General features: G+C 69.1%; 15 protein-coding genes and 4 pseudogenes. 8 read left to right on the top strand and 11 right to left on the bottom strand.

What is annotated here, in order from left to right:
• Window positions 1-29: 29 nt before the first annotated feature.
• From EAO72_RS39380 to EAO72_RS39370, 3 genes are all read right to left on the bottom strand, one after another.
• Entirely contained in the window at window positions 30-1,181 is a 1,152-nt protein-coding gene (locus EAO72_RS39380; protein WP_222724145.1) for an epoxide hydrolase family protein, read from the bottom strand.
• Window positions 1,182-1,341: 160 nt separating this feature from the next.
• Window positions 1,342-2,550, bottom strand: a complete 1,209-nt coding sequence (locus EAO72_RS39375; RefSeq protein ID WP_148021776.1) for an FAD-dependent oxidoreductase — start codon at window positions 2,548-2,550, stop codon at window positions 1,342-1,344.
• A gap of 65 nt (window positions 2,551-2,615) precedes the next feature.
• Window positions 2,616-3,824 carry a cytochrome P450 gene (locus EAO72_RS39370; protein ID WP_148021775.1) on the bottom strand — a complete coding sequence of 403 codons (1,209 nt, stop codon included), beginning with the start codon at window positions 3,822-3,824 and terminating at the stop codon, window positions 2,616-2,618.
• A 125-nt stretch (window positions 3,825-3,949) separates the two neighbouring features.
• Between EAO72_RS39370 and EAO72_RS42355 the strand changes: the two genes are divergently transcribed.
• The gene (locus tag EAO72_RS42355; RefSeq protein WP_187285354.1) at window positions 3,950-4,186 is read left to right on the top strand and encodes a hypothetical protein; all 237 of its coding nucleotides are present in this window, start codon (window positions 3,950-3,952) and stop codon (window positions 4,184-4,186) included.
• Window positions 4,168-4,302, top strand: a pseudogene (locus EAO72_RS43645) (TIGR03842 family LLM class F420-dependent oxidoreductase); the annotation flags it as partial. The gene EAO72_RS42355 and the pseudogene EAO72_RS43645, both read left to right, overlap by 19 nt.
• A gap of 94 nt (window positions 4,303-4,396) precedes the next feature.
• Here EAO72_RS43645 and EAO72_RS39360 read toward each other — a convergent pair.
• A pseudogene (locus tag EAO72_RS39360) lies at window positions 4,397-4,852 on the bottom strand (LLM class flavin-dependent oxidoreductase); the annotation flags it as partial.
• A 67-nt stretch (window positions 4,853-4,919) separates the two neighbouring features.
• On the opposite strand from EAO72_RS39360, the pseudogene EAO72_RS39355 reads away from it, so the two are divergent.
• Window positions 4,920-5,923: pseudogene (locus EAO72_RS39355) on the top strand (transposase).
• A gap of 42 nt (window positions 5,924-5,965) precedes the next feature.
• Window positions 5,966-6,949: a GNAT family N-acetyltransferase gene (locus EAO72_RS39350; protein ID WP_148021774.1), complete on the top strand. Its 984-nt coding sequence runs from the start codon at window positions 5,966-5,968 to the stop codon at window positions 6,947-6,949.
• Between the two features lie 232 nt (window positions 6,950-7,181).
• Here EAO72_RS39350 and EAO72_RS39345 read toward each other — a convergent pair whose 3' ends face one another.
• From EAO72_RS39345 to hydA, 3 genes are all read right to left on the bottom strand, one after another.
• Entirely contained in the window at window positions 7,182-8,066 is an 885-nt protein-coding gene (locus EAO72_RS39345) for a hypothetical protein (RefSeq protein WP_148021773.1), read from the bottom strand.
• 584 nt (window positions 8,067-8,650) lie between these two features.
• Window positions 8,651-9,667, bottom strand: a complete 1,017-nt coding sequence (locus tag EAO72_RS39340) for a TIGR03842 family LLM class F420-dependent oxidoreductase (RefSeq protein WP_148021772.1) — start codon at window positions 9,665-9,667, stop codon at window positions 8,651-8,653.
• Between the two features lie 11 nt (window positions 9,668-9,678).
• The gene (gene hydA / locus EAO72_RS39335) at window positions 9,679-11,079 is read right to left on the bottom strand and encodes a dihydropyrimidinase (RefSeq protein ID WP_148021771.1); all 1,401 of its coding nucleotides are present in this window, start codon (window positions 11,077-11,079) and stop codon (window positions 9,679-9,681) included.
• A gap of 365 nt (window positions 11,080-11,444) precedes the next feature.
• Here hydA and EAO72_RS39330 point away from each other — a divergent pair, with 365 nt between their 5' ends.
• The gene (locus tag EAO72_RS39330) at window positions 11,445-12,395 is read left to right on the top strand and encodes a hypothetical protein (protein ID WP_148021770.1); all 951 of its coding nucleotides are present in this window, start codon (window positions 11,445-11,447) and stop codon (window positions 12,393-12,395) included.
• Between the two features lie 59 nt (window positions 12,396-12,454).
• Here the strand turns inward: EAO72_RS39330 and EAO72_RS39325 are convergent, their stop codons facing one another.
• Window positions 12,455-13,738, bottom strand: a complete 1,284-nt coding sequence (locus EAO72_RS39325; RefSeq protein ID WP_148021769.1) for an aspartate aminotransferase family protein — start codon at window positions 13,736-13,738, stop codon at window positions 12,455-12,457.
• Complete coding sequence (locus tag EAO72_RS39320; protein WP_148021768.1) at window positions 13,735-14,577, bottom strand: nitrilase-related carbon-nitrogen hydrolase; 843 nt, start codon at window positions 14,575-14,577, stop codon at window positions 13,735-13,737. The genes EAO72_RS39325 and EAO72_RS39320 overlap by 4 nt, the downstream gene beginning before the upstream one ends.
• 175 nt (window positions 14,578-14,752) lie before the next feature.
• On the opposite strand from EAO72_RS39320, the pseudogene EAO72_RS43640 reads away from it, so the two are divergent.
• Together EAO72_RS43640 and EAO72_RS39310 are read left to right on the top strand one after the other, a co-directional pair.
• A pseudogene (locus EAO72_RS43640) lies at window positions 14,753-14,913 on the top strand (transposase); the annotation flags it as partial.
• Between the two features lie 260 nt (window positions 14,914-15,173).
• A complete protein-coding gene (locus tag EAO72_RS39310) occupies window positions 15,174-15,815 on the top strand; it encodes a maleylpyruvate isomerase N-terminal domain-containing protein (RefSeq protein WP_148021766.1) in 642 nt (213 codons plus the stop codon).
• Window positions 15,816-15,917: 102 nt separating this feature from the next.
• On the opposite strand, the gene EAO72_RS39305 is transcribed toward EAO72_RS39310, so the two are convergent.
• On the bottom strand, window positions 15,918-16,406 hold the full coding sequence (locus EAO72_RS39305) for a DinB family protein (RefSeq protein WP_148021765.1): 489 nt from the start codon (window positions 16,404-16,406) through the stop codon (window positions 15,918-15,920).
• A 121-nt stretch (window positions 16,407-16,527) separates the two neighbouring features.
• On the opposite strand from EAO72_RS39305, the gene EAO72_RS39300 reads away from it, so the two are divergent.
• On the top strand, window positions 16,528-17,139 hold the full coding sequence (locus EAO72_RS39300; protein ID WP_148021764.1) for a sugar O-acetyltransferase: 612 nt from the start codon (window positions 16,528-16,530) through the stop codon (window positions 17,137-17,139).
• 8 nt (window positions 17,140-17,147) lie between these two features.
• On the opposite strand, the gene EAO72_RS39295 is transcribed toward EAO72_RS39300, so the two are convergent.
• Window positions 17,148-18,476: a hypothetical protein gene (locus tag EAO72_RS39295; protein WP_187285352.1), complete on the bottom strand. Its 1,329-nt coding sequence runs from the start codon at window positions 18,474-18,476 to the stop codon at window positions 17,148-17,150.
• Window positions 18,477-18,516 lie beyond the last annotated feature (40 nt).

Raw genomic sequence — 18,516 nt, 5'->3', positions numbered from 1 at the left:
GCAGGGGGCCGGCGCCTCCGGCACCGGGCCTACCTTTCCGTCCGCAACCCTTTGAAGAACGTACGGATGTCCGCGACGAGATCGTCCGGAGCCTGGAGCGGGGCGAAGTGTCCGCCGGTGGAATGGCGCGACCAGTGAGTGATCTTGTTCGTCTGTTCGGCCAGTCCCCGGATGGCCCGGTCACCGATGAAGTTCGCCACCCCGGTCGGAACCGGAGAGGGCTCCGGGCGGGATCCCCAGGCCTCGTGACCGCTCTCCAGATAGATCCGCGCAGCGGATCCGGCCGTCTCGGTAAGCCACAGAATGGCAACGTCGGTCAGGATGGCGTCACGGTCCACCGGGGCCTGGTCGGTTCGCGAAGGATCCCAGTCGACGAACCACTCCAGGTTCCAGGCGAGTTGCCCGACCGGGGAGTCGTTGAGTGCGTACGCCAGGGTCTGCGGCCGGGTGCTCATCTGCGTCGCGTAGCCGGAATGTCCTTGCCACCACTGCTGGTTGAGACGCGCCTGCGCCTGCTCGGCCTCCGTCAGAGCGGCCAGTATCTCCGGCGTGCTGGGGGTGGAGGCGTTGACCAGTGCATGCACGTGGACCCCCAGGACGTGCTCGGGATCCACCCGCCCCACCTCGGGCGAGACGAGACTGCCGAAGTCACCGCCGTGGGCTCCGTACTGCGGGTAGTCCAGCCGGCGCATGAGTTCGGCCCAGGCGCGTGCCGTGCGCTTGATGCCCCAGCCGGCCTGCCGGGTCGGTCCGGAGAAGGCGAACCCGGGAACGGAGGGGGCGACCACATGGAACGCGTCCGCCGGGTCACCGCCGTGCGCGCGGGGATCGGTCAGCGGACCGATGACCTCCTGGAAGTCGTAGACCGTACTCGGCCAGCCATGCGTCATCACCAGGGGCACGGCCTCGGCTTCGGGGGACCGGACGTGCAGGAAGTGCACGTTCTGCCCGTCGATCTCGGTCGTGAACTGGGGGAAGCGGTTGAGCCGGGCCTCGTGCCGGCGCCAGTCGTAGCCGGAGCGCCAGTACTCCACCAGCGCGGCCAGGTAGTCCTTGTTGACGCCGTACGACCAGCCGGCGTCCGGCAGTTCGTCCGGCCAGCGGGTGCGGGCCAGCCGGTCGTCGAGTTCGTCCAGAAGAGCTTGAGGAATATCTACACGAAAGGGGGTGATTGCGTTCACTCTTCGAGCATGGCGCCATTGCGGACACCTGCTGTCCGCAGTTCCGGTGCGTCAGGAAGATTGACCCGTTCGGGTGTACGGCCGGGGTGGCCCATCAGCTGCGGGGGACGAACTCCACGACGTCCCCCGCAGCTGCGAGTCCGTCCTCGCGTCCGGAGGATCAGGCGCGGGCTTCGGACCTGACGGCCACGACCGGCTCGTGCCAGTCGATGTGGTGCTCGTGCATCCACAGCGTCCTGCGTCCATCGCTGGCGGGCTTCTTGAAAGTGCGGGCGATGAAGTAGTTGCGCACCATGCTCCGGAGCGGGCCGCTCAGATTCCCTTCGATGTTGCGTTTCCCCTGTGCCACGACCGCCTCCACCCGCGTACGGCGGGCGTCCTCGAACCGGCGGAACGCATCGTCGGGTGCGGCGTTGTCGCGAAGGCACTTGGCGAGTGTGACCGCGTCCTCCATCGCTATCGACGCCCCCGACCCCGAGGTCGGCGACGCCGCGTGGGCCGCGTCACCGATGACGATCATCCGGTCGCGGTGCCAGCGGTTCAGACTTGGAAGGTCGCAGTTCAGGAAGGGCGCCGGGACGTCCGGAGTGGCCCTGATGATGTCGGCGACCGGCATCCTGTCCCGTTCGAAGAGACCCGCGAGCTCGTCCCGCCAGGCCGGTCCGCCCCTGAACGAAGCAGGGTCGGGCCGGACCTCGCGCGGCGGGTTCGCGTACCAGCGCAGTTCACCACCGGGAGACTGCGTGTACATGAAGAAGCACTTGCGGCCGAAGAACATCCGGATGACACCGGGCGCTTCGTCGGTCGGGTAGTCGGGCAGCAGACCCCAGGCGTTCAGGACACCCACGTAGCGGGGGTCGGGGGCGGCCGGATCGATGATCGTCCGGACCCGCGAGTTGAGACCGTCCGCGCCGACGAGGAAGTCACCCTCGGCGCTTCGGCCGTCGGCGAAGGTCGCCCGCACCGTCCCGTCGACGGTTTCGGCGTCCACGATGCGTGAGTCGTACTCGATCGGTATGCCGCGCCGTTCGGTCTCCCTGCGCAGGGCCACATAGAGGTCGGAGCGCTGGACCGTCGTGTTCCCGGTCCCGCGGACCCGGTCAAAGGCGATGTCGGCGGTGAGCCGGCGGCCGTCGTGGCGGTAGAACGCCATCGCGGGGGTGTCGAAGCCCGCCTCGCGCACCACCTGGGCGAGATCCAGGCACTCGAGGGCGTTGAGTCCGTTGGGGGCGATGTTCATGAAGGCGCCGACTCCGTCGGCGTTCCGTTCGTAGGCTTCGTAGACGGTCGTCTCGAAGCCGGCCTTCTGCAGTGCCATCGCGGTGACGGGGCCCGCGATGCCACCGCCGATGACTAGGGCGCGCGGCAATCTGGGTACCTCTCTTCGGTCGGAGGACGGTCGGAGGACGGGTGGGGACGCGTGGGGACGCGTGGCTACCAGGTCACCGGAAGCGCGGCCGGCCGGTAGACGAATCCGCCGTCCAGCACCTGGACCTCCTCCGGGGGCACGGCCAGCCGCAGCGCCGGGAGCCGGCGGGCGAGAGCCGTGTAGACGAGCCGCAGTTCAAGCCGGGCGAGGTCCGCTCCGAGGCAGAGATGGCGGCCGAAGCCGAACGCCAGGTGTTTGTGGTTCCTGGGCCGTTCGGGGCGGAACTCCTCGGGGGCCTCGAAAACCTCCGGATCGCGGTTGGCCGCGGCCGTGGACGGATAGACGCCGTCACCGGCGGCGATCCTGCTGCCGCCGATGACCAGATCAGTCGCGGCGACACGTGCGGTCGCCAGGTCAGTGACGTTGACGTAGCGCAGCAGTTCTTCGACGACGGCCTCGGCCGATTCCGGGGCGTCGCGCAATGCCGCGAAGTGTTGCGGGTGCTGGAGCAGCGTCAGGACACCCAACGAGATCATGCTGGCCGTGCTGTCGTGGCCGCCGTTGAGGAGAAGCCGGGTCAGGTGCACCATCTCCGTGAGCGTGAGATCCGGGTTCCTGGCGATGATCCGGCTGACCATGTCGTCACCCGGCGCTTCGTATTTGGCGGCGACGAACTCCTCGAAATACGTGTCGAGGAAGTCGATGGCCTCCTTGCGTTCCTCAGGTGTGCGGGCGTAGTCGAACATGCCCCGGGTGGCGTCGTAGAGCCGCCCCAGGTCCGGCTCAGGCACCGCGAGGAGCTCCCCGATGACCGCCAGGGTGAGCGGCATCGCGAACCGGGACACGAGGTCCTTGGGCCCGCCCCCCTCGACGAAACGGTCCAGGTGCTCGTCGACGAGTCGCTGAACCTGCTGTTGCATTCCGTGCACCCGCTGCAAGGTGAACTCCGCCTTCACCAGCTTGCGGAAGGCGGTGTGCTCGGGCGGATCCATGCTGAGCATGGATCCGTTGGTGCGCATGGCGGCGGGAATCGCAATGGGTGAGGGGTAGTTGGCGTTCCTTCGGTCGCTGCTCAGACCCAAGTCCGACAAGGCGAACCGTACTTCCTCGTACCTCGTGACGATCCACGCCCGACCGCCCGCAGCCATGGGCAGCTGGGGAACAACCTGCTCCTCGCGTAGCTTCGCGTACTCCTCCGGCAGGTCGAACGGGCAACGCCGTCCGAAGGGAAATGTGGGGCTGTCGACACTGCCGTTGACACCGTCGGTGGTCACGATGCACTCCTGACGTCGTCGGGCGCGCAACTGCCGCGCCCACGTGCGGTGCTGTGGGCCGCGGCCGGTCACGCGATGCGTTCCGCCGGTTCGAGGACGCCCGCCGTACGCGGGTGGAGGCGGTCGTGGCACAGGGGAAACGCAACATCGAAGGGAATCTGAGCGGCCCGCTCCGGAGCATGGTGCGCAACTACTTCATCGCCCGCACTTTCAAGAAGCCCGCCAGCGATGGACGCAGGACGCTGTGGATGCACGAGCACCACATCGACTGGCACGAGCCGGTCGTGGCCGTCAGGTCCGAGCACCACATCGACTGGCACGAGCCGGTCGTGGCCGTCAGGTCCTCGTCCCCGAGGCGCTGACCGCGTACATCGCCGGACGCTCGGGATACGACTACAGCCACCACGGCCGCGCCGGGAACCCCGACACCACCTTCGTCCCCGACGAGATCGTCGACCGCTTCTGCCTGCTCGGCCCGCTTACATACGGCCTGACGTCCTCCACGCGGCGCAGCACCCCGGTGCGGCCGACGCCGTCCTTCCGTCTCCGGCACCGGCCGCAGGGCGGCGCGCTCAGTCCGTGAGCGCCGGGATGATCTCGGATCCGTAGGCGTCGATGGTCGCCTCGCGGGCGTCGTGCATGTTGTAGACGGCGAACTGGTCGACGCCGAGGTCCCGCAGGGCCTTGAGCTTCTCGATGTGCGCCTCGGGCGGGCCGAGCAGGCAGAAGCGGTCGACGATCTCGTCGGGGACGAAGGTGGTGTCGGGGTTCCCGGCGCGGCCGTGGTGGCTGTAGTCGTATCCCGAGCGTCCGGCGATGTACGCGGTCAGCGCCTCGGGGACGAGGCCGGAGTGCTCGCCGTAGCGGGAGACCAGGTCGGCGACGTGGTTGCCGACCATGCCGCCGAACCAGCGGCACTGCTCGCGCGCGTGGCCGAGGTCGTCACCCACGTAGGCGGGCGCGGCGACGCAGATGGTCACGGAGTCCGGATCGCGCCCGGCCTCGGCCGCCGCGTCCCTCACCGCCCGCTCGACGGTATTGCGTTTCTTGTGACGATCCTTGTTGAACGCGGGCGGCCGCCCTCCTCCTGAGCCTTTGCGCGGGCGGGCGGCCTGGCTGACCGGCTCCCTGATCGACGACATCGTCCGCGAGGGCGCGAGACGGATGCCGGCCGCCACCCTGGAGGCTGAAGTCAACTGCTACATAGCCGAGTTGCCCGACCAGGGAGACAATAGCGGGCGCCGCCTGGTGGCCCGCAACGGCTACCACCAGCCCAGGAAGGTCACCACCGCGGCCGGGGTGATCGAGGTGAAGGCTCCACGCATCAACGACAAGCGCATCAACGAGGCAGCCGGCGAGCGCAAACGGTTCTCCTCTGCGATCCTGCCGCCGTGGTGCCGCAAGTCCCCGAAGATCAGCGAGGTGCTGCCGCTCCTCTACCTCCACGGCCTGTCCAGGGGGGACTTCGTGCCCGCGCTGGAGCAGTTCCTTGGCTCCTCGGCTGGCCTGTCCCCGGCCACCGTCACCCGGCTGACCACCCAGTGGCAGCCCGACCATCAGGCGTTCAGCGAGCACCATCTGTCGGCCACGGACTACGTCTACGTCTGGGCCGACGGTATCCACCTGCGCATCCGGCTAGAGGAGGCGAAGGCCGCAGTCCTGGTCGTCATGGGCGTGCGCGCGGACGGAACCAAGGAGCTGATCAGGACATCTACAACGCCGAGGACCGCGAGCACGCGGTCGCCGCGGTCATGACGTTCGCCAAGCAGTACAGCGCGAAGTTCCCCAAGGCCGTCAAGAAGATCGTCGATGACGAGGACGAACTGTTGGCGTTCTACGACTTCCCCGCCGAGCACTGGATCCACCTGCGGACAACCAACCCCGTCGAGTCGACCTTCGCGACCGTCCGTCTGCGGACCAAGGTCACCAAGGGTGCCGGGTCCCGGGCCGCCGCCCTGGCGATGGTCTTCAAGCTCGTCGAGGCCGCCCAGGCCCGCCGGCGAGCCGTGAATGCACCCCACCTCGTTGCCCTCGTCCGCGCCGGGGCCCGTTTCGAACGCGGCCTGCTCGTTGAACGGCCGCAGACGACCGCGGCGTGAATAGGGTGGCGGGCCTGCCTCGAAGTTCGAGATCATCCGGTCATGTTGGATGGCACGGCAGGACAGGACCTTCCGGTCGGCTTCGGGTTCCGGCCGTATCGCGGCGGCGAAGACCACGGCGCCATGGCCGCGGTGCGGCGAGGGTGTGCTGAACGGGACCGGGTCGATGCCCATTCGGTTGTGGAAGGGCTCCCGACAGCGGCCGAGATCGCGGAAGCTTCTGCCAAGTTGGAGGAGCCGTCCAAGAACCAGATCCTGGTGGTGTGCGACGGGAGCGTCGTCGGCTACTCGACGATCCGGTGGTGGCAGGAGCGGGACGATACGTGGCTATACCTGCACCGCGGCTACCTCTTGCCCGAGCATCGCGGCCAGGGCATCGGGTCAGCCATGCTGAGTTGGGCCGAAGCGCGGATCCGCCAGCTCGTCAAACAGCATGGAACGGCGCGGACGGCAGTGATCGGCGCGAACGCCACGACCTCCGAGCAGGATGCCACGGCACTTCTGCGTGCAGCCGGCTACCGACGTGTCTTCAGTCTGGTCGAGCTGGAGCTGGGCGATCTGCAGCAGATGCCCGAGCCGGGCGACGAACTGCCGGCCGGGATACGGACGGGGCCGATCGGGACAAGCCACTACGGTGCAGCCTGGAGGACGGTCGTCGATTCGTACGCGGACAGCGGCTTCACTCAGAGATGGCCGTTCCAGGACTTCGTCGACACCGCCGACCCGGCATGCTGGAGGGCTGCCTGGAACGGGCAGGACATGGTCGGCGTCGCCCTCTGCTCCATCCGCCGTCACGACCACACCGTGGGCGAGGTAGAAGAGCTGAGTATTCGGACGGACCAGCGACGCCTCGGAATCGGCCGGGCCCTGCTGCTGGACGGGCTGCAAAGCCTTCGCGAACAGGGTGCAACGACCGCCCGGCTGTTCACGGGCACGGCAAATCCACATCGGTCCTACGACCTCTACGAGAGCGTGGGGTTCCGGCGGCAGAACGAATACGTCCGCTACCGCAAGCCGCTTGCTTGATCGACCGGCCATCGGGCTGTCCGGTCATCCACAGGATTTGACAATAGCTCGGCCGAACCGTCTGTGACCCGGAAGCGACTGGAAGACCGCCAAGCGCTTGAAGCCGTCGGATACATCGTCGAGTCGGAGCCGTTCTCAGGCGCCACAGGCGTGGACGGCCTGGAGGACGTGTTGTCAGGACCGGATCCTCAGGATCGGTGGGTCACCGGCATCGCGGCCAGAAACCCCGTCTTTAAGGCGAATCTGGGGCACCCGGTGCCGCGGCACGCTGCTCCCCGGTGCCGGAACCGCGGTGTGCGCTGGGGGCCGACTCTGACCAGTGCTTGCTGAGTGCTTGCGCTCCCAGCGAGAACATCATTCTGTTGCCGGAAGTCTCAATCGCCTGCACCGTCGGCAGCCCGTCGTCGTCGAGCATTCCCTCTCGGCTAGCGGGCGGCATCGAAAGCAACAACTCACGCATGGTTTCGAGGTCCCCCAGGCTGATTGCCCCGTCCGCGATCGCCTTGCCCCCGAGCATTTTGACTCGCACCTCGAAGATCAGAGACTCGGGTGCAGCTGCGGCTGTAAGACCGCGGGAGTAGACGACTTGCCGGTGCAGCTCGGGAGGTTCGAACAAGGGCCGGGCTTTGGCGAGGAGGCGGGTTCCGTCGAAGTTGCCAGTGTAGAGAGCATCGCGTACTGCGTGGAGGAACGCGCGTCGAAGGTGCGCGGTTCCGAGGCGGCAATCGTCCAGCGGCGCGATCAGGAAGCGGGCGGCCTCCAACGCCCGGGGCTTGCTGCCTCTCGGGTCTCCTACATGGGTCACAAGCGCACGATGGGCCTGCCGGGTGGGAACAGCACCTGATTCTCCGTACATCCAGATGGTCAGAGGAATCCTTGCGAGGTGAGGGATTCGCGAGGAGGCCACTCGCGCTTCGAGGAGAAGCTGAAAGAGTTTGCGCTGGTGGATTGAGTGCAACGCCTTGTCCGAGCCGTGAGGGCCCGTGCGTCGTCGCTGCGGACGGTCCAGCAACCCGAGCGATACCCAGTCGTGTACGAGGCGCTTGGTGACCGTGTGTCCTGCAAGAGCGGCATCGTGCACCAGGTCATCGATGGTGCCCGGTCCAGAGATCATCACCTGTGGAAATTACACCGAACCAAGCGTCGGATGAGGCCCATTGGGGTGCCCTTCGGCGATCTCTCTCTCGTAGGGTCGAAGGCCCGAGGCAGGGGTTCACCGGCGGCCGGAGCTTGGCGGCATGACCGACGGCGACCCCTGCAGCGTTGCCCAGGCTCTGAAAGGGAGACCGATGACCAACACCGTGAACGACCCTAGGCCACTACCGCCCGACCAGCCCAGCGCGGCGACTGGACCAATGCACGGCCGGAGGGCCGAGGCCGTTCAGGATTTGGCGATGAGTGCGCTCCGGGGGGCGGCTTCTGCTGTAGGTGCCGGCCTCGTGACTCTCCTCGTCCTGTGGATCAAGGGAGGGTGACTGGGGGGCCGTGTAGCAGTCACCACAGGCTCACTGGTCTCCCAGCGGCGGCCGCTTCCGGCTCGCCAAGCGCTCGGCCGGCGCGGATCGCAGCGCCGACAGCACGGGCGCGATATGCAGGCCCTCGGAAGTCCGCGAGAGGACTTCCGAGGGCGCACCGGTGGCCCCTTCTTCGGTGGGCCGGCACCACGTCGCGCCGACCGTACAGAGGTCCAGCCGGTCCGCGTCAGGCGTTGGCCGCGGGGATGATGTCGGTTCCGTAGGCGTCGATGGTGGCCTCGCGGTTGTCGTGCATGTTGTAGACGGCGAACTGGTCGACGCCGAGGTCGCGCAGATGGCGGAGCTTCTCGATGTGGGCCTCGGCGGGGCCGAGCAGGCAGAAGCGGTCGACGATCTCGTCGGGGACGAAGGCGGTGTCAGGGTTGTCGGCGCGGCCGTGGTGGGAGTAGTCGTAGCCCTGCCGGCCCTTGATGTACACCGTCAGCTCCTCGGGAACCATCGAGGAGTGTTCGCCGTACTTGGCGACCAGGTCGGCGACATGGTTGCCGACCATGCCGCCGAACCAGCGGCACTGGTCCCGGGCATGCGCCATGGCCTCGGGCGAGTCGTCGGCCGTGACGTAGGCCGGGGCAGCGACGCAGATCGTCAGGGCGTCGGGGTCGCGGCCGGCATCGGTGGCGGCCTGACGCACGGCCTTGATCATCCATTCCGTCAGGAACGGGTCGGCGAGCTGGAGGATGAAGCCATCGGCCTTCTGCCCGGCGAGGGCCAGGGCCTTAGGACCGTACGCCGCCATCCACACCGGCAGCTTGCCGTCCTTGACCCAGGGAATCCGGACCGGCTGTCCGTCGACGAGCGCCTCCCGTCCCTCGGCGAGGTCGCGGATGACGTCGATGGCCTTGCCGAGGCGGGCCAGGGTGTTGGGGCTGCGTCCGGCGACGCGCATCGCGGAGTCTCCGCGGCCGATACCGCAGATGGTGCGGTTGCCGTACATGTCGTTGAGGGTGGCGAAGGTGGAGGCGGTCACCTCCCAGGTGCGGGTGCCCGGGTTGGTCACCATCGGGCCGACGACGAGGCGTTCGGTGTGTTCGAGGATGCGGCTGTAGATGACGAAGGGCTCCTGCCAGAGCACCGCCGAGTCGAAGGTCCAGCCGTAGCGGAAGCCGTTGCGTTCGGCACGTCGCATCAGGCCGACGACGGCCGAGGCGGGCGGGTCCGTCTGCAGGACGAGTCCGAAGTCCATGCCAGGTGCTCCTAGTTGAGGTACTGACAGGTGGCGCGGGGGGTGTACATGCCGTGGCCGGCGCGGCCGGTGTACGTGCGGCGGTCGATGACGACCTCGCCGCGCGAGAGCACCGTCTCCACCTGGCCGGTGAGCTGCCTTCCCTCGTACGCCGAGTAGTCCACGTTCATGTGATGGGTCTCGGCGGAGATGGTCTGCCGGGCCGCCGGGTCGTAGACGACGATGTCGGCGTCGGCCCCGGGCGCGATGGTGCCCTTCTTCGGGTAGAGGCCGAACATCCGGGCCGGGGAGGCGCACGCGATCTCGATCCAGCGGCGGCGCGAGATGTGGCCGTCCACGACCGCCTGGTGCAGGAGGTCCATCCGGTTCTCGACTCCCGGCATCCCGTTGGGGATCTTCGAGAAGTCGCCGCGGCCCATCTCCTTCTGGCCGGAGAAGCAGAAGGGGCAGTGGTCGGTGGAGACGACCTGGAGTTCGTTGTTCCGCAGCCCCCGCCACAGCGCGTCCTGATGCTCCTTGGGCCGAAGCGGCGTGGAGCAGACGTACTTGGCGCCCTCGAAGTCCGGCTCGGCGAGGTTGTCGGTGGACAGGAAGAGGTACTGCGGGCACGTCTCGCCGAAGACGGGCAGGCCCTTGTGGCGGGCGGCGGCGATCTCGGCGAGGGCCTCGTCGGCGGAGACGTGCACGATGTACAGCGGCGCGCCGGCGACGCGGGCGAGCTGGACGGCGCGATGCGTGGCCTCTGCCTCCAGCGCCACCTTGCGTACGTCCCCGTGGTAGCGGGGGTCGGTGCGGCCGGCGGCGAGGGCCTGCTCGACGAGGACGTCGATGGCGATGCCGTTCTCGGCGTGCATCATGATCAGGCCACCGTTGGACTCGGCCCGTTGCATGGCGCGGAGGATCTGCCCGTCGTCGCTGTAGAAGACGCCGGGGTAGGCCATGAAGAGCTTGAACGAGGTCACGCCTTCCGCGACCAGCAGGTCCATCTCCTTGAGCGACGACTCGTTGACATCGGCGAGGATCATGTGGAACGCGTAGTCGATGGCGCACTTGCCGTCCGCCTTGGCGTACCAGGCATCGAGCCCTTCGCGCAGGGAGCGCCCCACGGACTGGATGGCGAAGTCGACGATGGTGGTGGTGCCGCCCCAGGCCGCGGCGCGGGTGCCGGTCTCGAAGGTGTCGGCCGCGTAGGTGCCGCCAAACGGCATCTCCATGTGGGTGTGCGCGTCGACGCCGCCCGGGATGACGTACTTCCCGGTGGCGTCGATGGTCCGGTCGGCGGTCCAGCCTGCCGCGGCTTCGGTGCCGTGCGCGGCGAGCGCCGCGATGCGGCCGCCCTCGACGAGTACGTCGGCGTGGATCTCGTCGGACGCGGTGACGACGAGGCCGCCGTGGATGACGGTGCGGCTCATGTACCCCTCCTCACTGTGGCGGAACGGGTCGGTCTACGCACGTAGACAAAGTGCGTGATGAAGAACGTAGAAGTGGGTTACCTACTGTGGCAATACCGCTGCCGCTAACCGCTGAAGACGTTTCTGTTTCACCCGTCGGGCACTCGACCGGCCCAGCGCGCGGGCCGTCCGCGGGCCGTCCGCGGGCCGTCCGCGGGCCGTTCCGCCGTCCGGGCGGGGCGGGCCCCGCTTCGTATACGCGTGCTCCGCGGTACGGGACCGGCCCGGCCCGTACGGGCGAATGAGCCGGGCCCTCGCGGGGGAACCTGGGGCGACGGGAGGCTGCGCTCCGGCCGGGGCCCCGGGCCGCCGCCTAGCTTCGCTCCATGATCAGAAACGGAATCATCGTCGCGGCGGCGCTCTGCGCGTCCCTGGCCGCCGCACCCCTGAGCGCCACCGCCGCCTCCCCCTCCGCCCCCGGCGGATGGCAGCGGGTCGGCTCCGGGCTCCAGGGCGGCGTGAGCGGCATCGCGCTCGTCGAGGGGGCACCCGCGGGTCCCGGCCTGGCCGATGCTGTCGTCGTACGGGACAACAAGGGCGACCGGGAGAGCAGGCTGGCGACGGTACGCCTGCGGCCCGGACAGGCTCCCGCCGTCGCGGAGCTCCCCTGGCTCGGCGTACTGCCCGCGGACCTGGAGGCCCTTGACGCGGTGCCGGGCCGCCCCGGCCACTACATCGCCCTCGCCAGCAGGGGCGAGGCGTACCACGTGGTCGTCGCGGACGGCCGGGCGACGGCCGAGAAGGATCCCGTTGCCGTACCGGGCCGGCAGGACGGCGACAACTACGAGAGTTTCGCGCTGCACCGCGCCCGGTCGGGACGGACGTTCGCCGTGTGGGCGACGCGGGGCAGCGGTGCGCAGCAGGCCGTCGTGCACGCCGCTTCGGTACGGGTCGGGCCGGACGGCCTCTCCTTCGGCACGGTCTCGGCGCGGCAGGAGTTCGCCGTACCGTTCCCGGACCAGGACGAGGTGCGCCACATCAGCGACCTGAAGGTGCTCGACGACGGCACCGTACTGGTGTCGTCGGCCTCGGACCCCAACGTCAACGACGGGCCGTTCGCCTCCGCCGTCTACGACGCCGGCCGGCTCACCGTGAACCGGGCCAACGACGCGGTACTGCGGATGAAGCCCCGGCACACCCTCACGCCGCTGAGCCGCTTCACCCGGCAGGACAACCGGAAGATCGAGGCCATCGCCTTCCTGCCCGGACGGCTCGGCCTGTGGGGCACCGACGACGAGAACTTCGGCGGTTCCGTGACGTTCGAGCGCGTCGGTTAACGCGGGCGCCCCGCCAGGCGCGGTGGTGCGGTGTCCGGCCGGGCACCGCACCACCTTCCTCATCCCACCGAGCGCAGCGCCTCGGCGAGGATTCCCGCGCCCTCCTCCGCCTCCGGGATGGAGAGCGAGAGGGGCGGCGCGATGCGCAGCACGCTGGTGTCGTGGCCACCGCCCTTCCCGATGAGCAGGCCGCCCTCCCGTGCCGCTTCGAGCACGGCAGCGGCCGCTTCGGGGTTCGCCTCGTCTGTGCCCGGTTTCACGAGCTCGATGCCGATCATCAGGCCGCGCCCGCGCACCTCCCTCACGCACTCCGAGGCCGCGCCGATCGCCCGCAGGCGCTCGATGAGCAGTCCGCCGACGCGGCGGGCGTTGCCCTGGAGGTCGTGTTCGAGGAGGTACGAGAGGTTGGCGAGGCCGGCGGCCATCGTGACCGGGGAGCCGCCGAACGTCGAAATGGAGTTGGCGTCCAGGCAGTTCATGACGTCGGCGCGGGCGACGACTCCGCCGATCGACATGCCGTTGCCGATGCCCTTGGCGAACGTGAGGATGTCCGGCGGGCCGTTCCTCCCATGCGCCTGCCAGCCCCAGAAGTGTTCGCCGGAACGCCCCCAGCCGGTCTGCACCTCGTCGGAGATCCACAGGATGCCGTGCCGGTTCAGGACTTCGCGGAACGCCGCGTACAGGCCGTCGGGCGGTGAGGTGAACCCGCCCACGCCCTGGATGGGTTCGGCGATCAGCGCGGCGGGCGACCGGGTGTGGCCGAGCAGGTCCTCCAGGTCCGCGACGCAGGCGGCGATGAACTCCCCGTCGCCCAGGTGCGCGTACGGTCCGCGGCTGCGGACGCCCCCGTGCACGTACAGGGTCTGGAGCGGCGACAGACTCGTCGGCGACCAGGCGTTGTTGCCGGTGATGGAGACGGCGGAGAAGGACCGGCCGTGATAGCTGTTGCGCATCGCCAGGATCTGGTTCGACCTGCGGTACGTGGTGGCGAGCAGCAGGGCCGTGTCGTTGGCCTCGGTGCCGGAGGTCGTGAAGAAGACCCGGGCGTCCGGGATGCCGGAGAGCGTGACGATGCGCTCGGCCAGTTCGACCATCGGCCGGTTCAGATAGAGCGTGGAGGAGTGGATGATCCGCCCGGCCTGCTCACTGACCGCCTTGGTGACCTCGGGCAGCGCGTGAGCGGTCATCGTGGTGAGGATGCCGCCGAAGAAGTCGAGGTAGCGGTTGCCGTCCGCGTCCCAGACATGGCGGCCCTCGCCGTGGGTGATCTCCAGCGGGTGCCGGTAGTAGAGCGCCAGCCAGTCGGGGCTGACCGCGAGGTGGCGGTGGTGCAGTCCGCTCACGGTTCCACCAGCCCCTCGTACGCGTCGGGGCGGCGGTCCCGGTAGAAGGCCCACTGCTGCCGGACTTCCTCGATAAGGCCGAAGTCCAGGTCACGGACGAGGAGTTCCTCCTCCTTGTCGCTGGCCACCTCACCGACGAACTGGCCGCGCGGGTCGACGAAGTAGCTGGTTCCGTAGAAGTCGTTGTCGCCGTACTCCTCCTGGCCGACGCGGTTGATCGCGGCGATGAAGTACTCGTTGGCGACGGCGGACGCGGGCTGCTCCAGCTGCCAGAGGTAGCCGGAGAGGCCGCGCGAGGTCGCGGACGGGTTGTAGACCAACTGGGCTCCGTTGAGTCCCAGTTGCCGCCATCCCTCGGGGAAGTGCCGGTCGTAGCAGATATAGACGCCGACCTTGCCGACCGCCGTGTCGAAGACGGGCCAGCCGACGTTTCCGGGCTTGAAGTAGTACTTCTCCCAGAACCCCTTGACCTGCGGGATGTGGTGCTTGCGGTACTTGCCGAGGTACGAGCCGTCGGCGTCGATCACGGCTGCGGTGTTGTAGTAGAAGCCGGACTGCTCGACCTCGAAGACCGGGACGACGATCACCATGCCGGTCTCGCGGGCCAGCTCCCGCATCCGCTGCACGGTCGGGCCTTCGGGCACGGCCTCCGCCCAGCGGTAGTGCTCGGGCTCCTGCACCTGGCAGAAGTAGGGGGCGTTGAACACCTCCTGGAACCCGATGATCTTCGCCCCTTGCCGGGCGGCCTCGCGCGCGTGTTCCTCGTGCTTGGCGATCATGGATTCGGTGTCGCCGGTCCAGGTCGCCTGGACGAGTGCGGCGCGTACGACGTGGGACATGAGCTGCTCCTTCGACGCGGCGTCAGAGAGCCTCTTCGCGTTTCTACGCCCGTAGACACGGGCGTAGAGGAGAACGTAAGCCCCGTCACACGGCGGGGCAAGACCATCGCCGTGAACCGGCGGAGTCGATCACGTTTCACACCCGTGCGGTCCATTGCCAGGGCTGGGCCGGATGGCCCCAGGACGTCCTCAGGGCGGGTCCGTCGCCGGGCCGGCGACCGTGAGGTTCTGGCGGCGGACGTCTTCGTGGCCACCTCGGGGTGTACGCGGAGGCAGCTCCCGCCGGTGTTCGGCCCGGCCTGGCAGACGGTCTGCCGACGGTTCGTCCAGTGGAGCACGGACGGGGGGCCTGTTCGCCGACCGGCGCGGACCGGGTCTTCCTCGGAGGACGTTGCTCTATGGTGAGCATCGGTTCGCGTGCGACTACCCCGCCGGGTGATGCTTGATGGGACGCGCACGGCCGGCGCGACCCGGTGCCTCGCAGACAAGGACGGGGCTTCGACCCCGCCCCTCACCCCTGTCCATATTCCGGTCACAGATTCCAGCATGTGGCCACCCCTGTCGCGCGCGATCCAGGGGCGGGCAGGATGCCTCGCATGACTGAGGAGATACGCAATGCATACCTTCTGGGAGCCGAGCGGGCTGTGCACCTGCTGGCCACGGAAGAGGTGGCACTCTGCTGGGGCAGGGACTCCGTGCTGCCGGGGATGACGGTGGGTGGACTGGCCGGCCACCTTGCGCGCAGTGTCCTGCAGGTCGAATGGTTTCTCGACGGCGAGACGGTCGGAGCGGATCCGGTATCGCCAGTGCGCTACTACGCGCGGCTTGTCGGCACGTCTTTGCCGGACTCCGCACTCAACGTCGGCGTGCGTGCCCGGAGCGAGGTGACAGCAGCCGCCGGCCCCGCCGCCGTGGCTGAGCAGACGCACGCCGCATGGCGGACACTGGCGCAACGGCTGGGCCAGGAGCCTGCGGATCGGCGAGTGGCCGTCCTCCACCGGCCCGGAGAGGAGATGCTGCTCGACGGCTACCTCCAAACCCGGTGCGTCGAGTTGGCCGTGCACCTGGATGACCTCGTTCTCAGCGTGGGCGTTCAGAGCCAGACGCCCGAAGCCACGCTCGCTGTCGCAGTCGATGTCCTTGTCGCAGCTGCCCGTGACCGGCACGGCGATCAGGCCGTGCTCCACGCGCTCGCCAGGCGTGAACGTGACGCCGAGCAGTCCTTGCGCGTGCTGTGAGCAAGGATGCCCGTTCCGGCCTTGAGGGCTGCGCGTCGAGGCCCTGCCAGGGCGCGTGGCGATAGCAGGGCTGGATTCCGGGCCAGGCCACGAGCCCGGTACTCAGCGAGGGCCAAGTCCTGTTCGCCCGTCGAGCAGTTCGCGGGCGATGTCCAGATGCCCGGCGTGACGCGCGGTCTCTTCGATGACATGCAGGACGATCCCACGCAGGTCGGCGAGTTCGTCTCCCAGCGGTTCGGGATGGCGGCCCTGTGGGGGTGCGGACAATGGCGTGCGGGCTATCACGGCATCGGAACGGCGGCACTGGTCGTCATAGAAGGCGAAAACCACCTGCGGCTCTCGCGGTGTCGTCAGGGGGGCATGGTCATCGGGCCATGGCAACGGCTCGGCCTCTCCGGTCACGATCTCCTGGAACCAGTGCCTCTCGGCGTGTCCCAAGTGTTCTATGAGTCCGAGGGGTGTCCAGCCGGAGGGCAGAACCACCGTGGTCAGTGCCTGTGCGTCAAGCCCGTCGACGATGGCGAGCACGCTGGCACGCTGTGCTGCGAGGAAGGCCAACAGCGTCTTCTTTTCCGTGCCGTCTGAGTTCATGGGCGCATGGTCGCAGTAGCCACTGACAACCGAGGCAGCAGCCGGCATTGAGGGTCGATGGCACGAATGGTCAGGGGCGCGTCAATCAGTGCCCAGGAGTCTGATAACGGAGTGTTCCACTGTGACGGATCTTCAGAACGAAGAAGTGCTCGCCCGCATCGCCAAGGGGCTCGTCTACACCGAGTCGGAAGCAGCCTTTCAGGCACCTCTGCGCCGCACGGAGCAGATCTTCGAGTACAACCTGACGCCCCCGGGCAATCCGGAGAGGCGCCGGTCGCTGCTCACCGAGATCCTCGGCTCGGTCGGTGAACGCACCGTACTGTTGCCGCCGTTCCACGCCGGGTTCGGCAGCAACGTCCACATCGGCGACGACTTCTTCGGGAACGTCAATCTGACGTTCGTCGATGACGTGGACATCCGTATAGGCAGCGGGGTCATGATCGCTCCCAGCGTGACGCTGGCCACGACGGGGCATCCGGTGCATCCCGCGCGCCGGGCCGACTTCGGTCGCTACTCCGAGCCGATCGTGATCGAGGACAAGGTCTGGATCGGCAGCAACGTCGTGGTCCTGCCCGGCGTTCGCATCGGATACGGATCCGTCATCGGCGCCGGCAGCGTCGTCAGCCGCAGCATTCCGCCGATGACCGTGGCACTCGGAACACCTTGCCGGGTGGTCCGCCACATCACGGACGAGGACCTCACCACACGCACCGCCGCAAGCGAGATCAGCTGAAACGACGTCTAACCGATACCCGCGATACGCAGGGCGTGCTCGATGTCCCGCTCCCGCGCCCCGGACACCGTGCGGGCCGCCGCCAGCAGGTGCGGGACGAGGCGGCGCGGGTCGCTCTCCGCGATCCTGGCCGCGTCCTGCGGTGTCCGTACGCGGACGAAGGCGCCGAGCAGCGCCTGCGCCTGGGGGCCGCGGCCGGCCCGGTCCAGGGCGATCACGGCATCGGCGATCTCGGCGGGCGGCCGTGCGACGCCCTGGCGCAGCAGGTGTTCGCAGTCCTCCGGGCGCCCCGCCCCGGCCAGTGCGTCCGCCGCGGCCGCCAGCTCGGCCGGGGGCAGCGAGGACACCTCCCACAGCAGGGTCGACCAGTCCGCGCCGAGCCCCGCCCGGTGGAGTTCGACGGCCAGGACCGGCAACAGTTCCGCGGGCCGGCCCGCCGCCTCGCAGAGCACGCCGTGGGCCTCGCCGCTGAGCCCCTCCGTCCGCAGCCGGACCAGGGTCGCGACCGTGGCGCGCACGGACTGCAGCGCGGCCTGGTCCTGAGCCGCCGGGGCAGGCGACGGGTCGCTCTCCGTGCGGGGAGCACCGCCGAATCGGGCGCCGCGTGGCTGGGCGGCCGCCACGGGCGGGACCGGCAGGACGGGGGCAGCGGCCACCGGGGCCTCCTCCTCGACCTCCAGCCCGGCGAATCGCGCGCCCCGCGGCTTCGTACGGGACCGCCCGCCCGCGAGGCGCACCGGCGACGGTTCGGCGCCCTCACGTACGCCCACGGGCTGCTGTGGCGGGGCCGTGACCGGGGAGTCCGGTGACTCCGGCACCGGTGCCCCTTCCGCGCGGAACCAGTCCGGCGGCGCCGAGACCGCCGCCAGTCTTCTGCGCAGCTCCATGCAGCGGGCCGACGCCCGGGCGTGGTCGTCGCGGGCCCAGGCGACCGCCTCCGCGTCCGCCCCGCCCGCCTCGCCGCCCGTCCGGGCCGCGTTCAGCCGCCCGGCCGCGTTCGCCTGTTCCCGCAGCATCAGCTCCAGGCGCTCCACGAGCTGACGCTGCCCGCCGGGGCGGCGGTCATGGGTGGCGGCGGAGGCGGCGTAGAGCTCGGCCGCCCGCACCGAGGCGCGCTCCGCGAACGCGGCGCCACGCACCGCGGCGAGGTCCGCGAAGAGCGACTCCATGACGTCCCAGGGCGGGATCTCGGCCCCGGACAGACAGGCCCGCATCCCCTCGGGGTCCCGTCGGCAGAAGACTCCGTACCAACCCCGCGCGGGATCGAGCAGCGCCGCCACCTCCCGCAGATGGTGTGCGAACTCCCCTATGGACACAGCATGCTGATGCACCGTCATCGTCGCCCTCGGCCGCCGTCGGCTGGAACCTTCCAGTCCG

Source organism: Streptomyces sp. OR43, from assembly GCF_008042275.1.
Taxonomy (GTDB): domain Bacteria; phylum Actinomycetota; class Actinomycetes; order Streptomycetales; family Streptomycetaceae; genus Streptomyces.
This window is presented reverse-complemented; position numbering and strand designations above follow the sequence as displayed.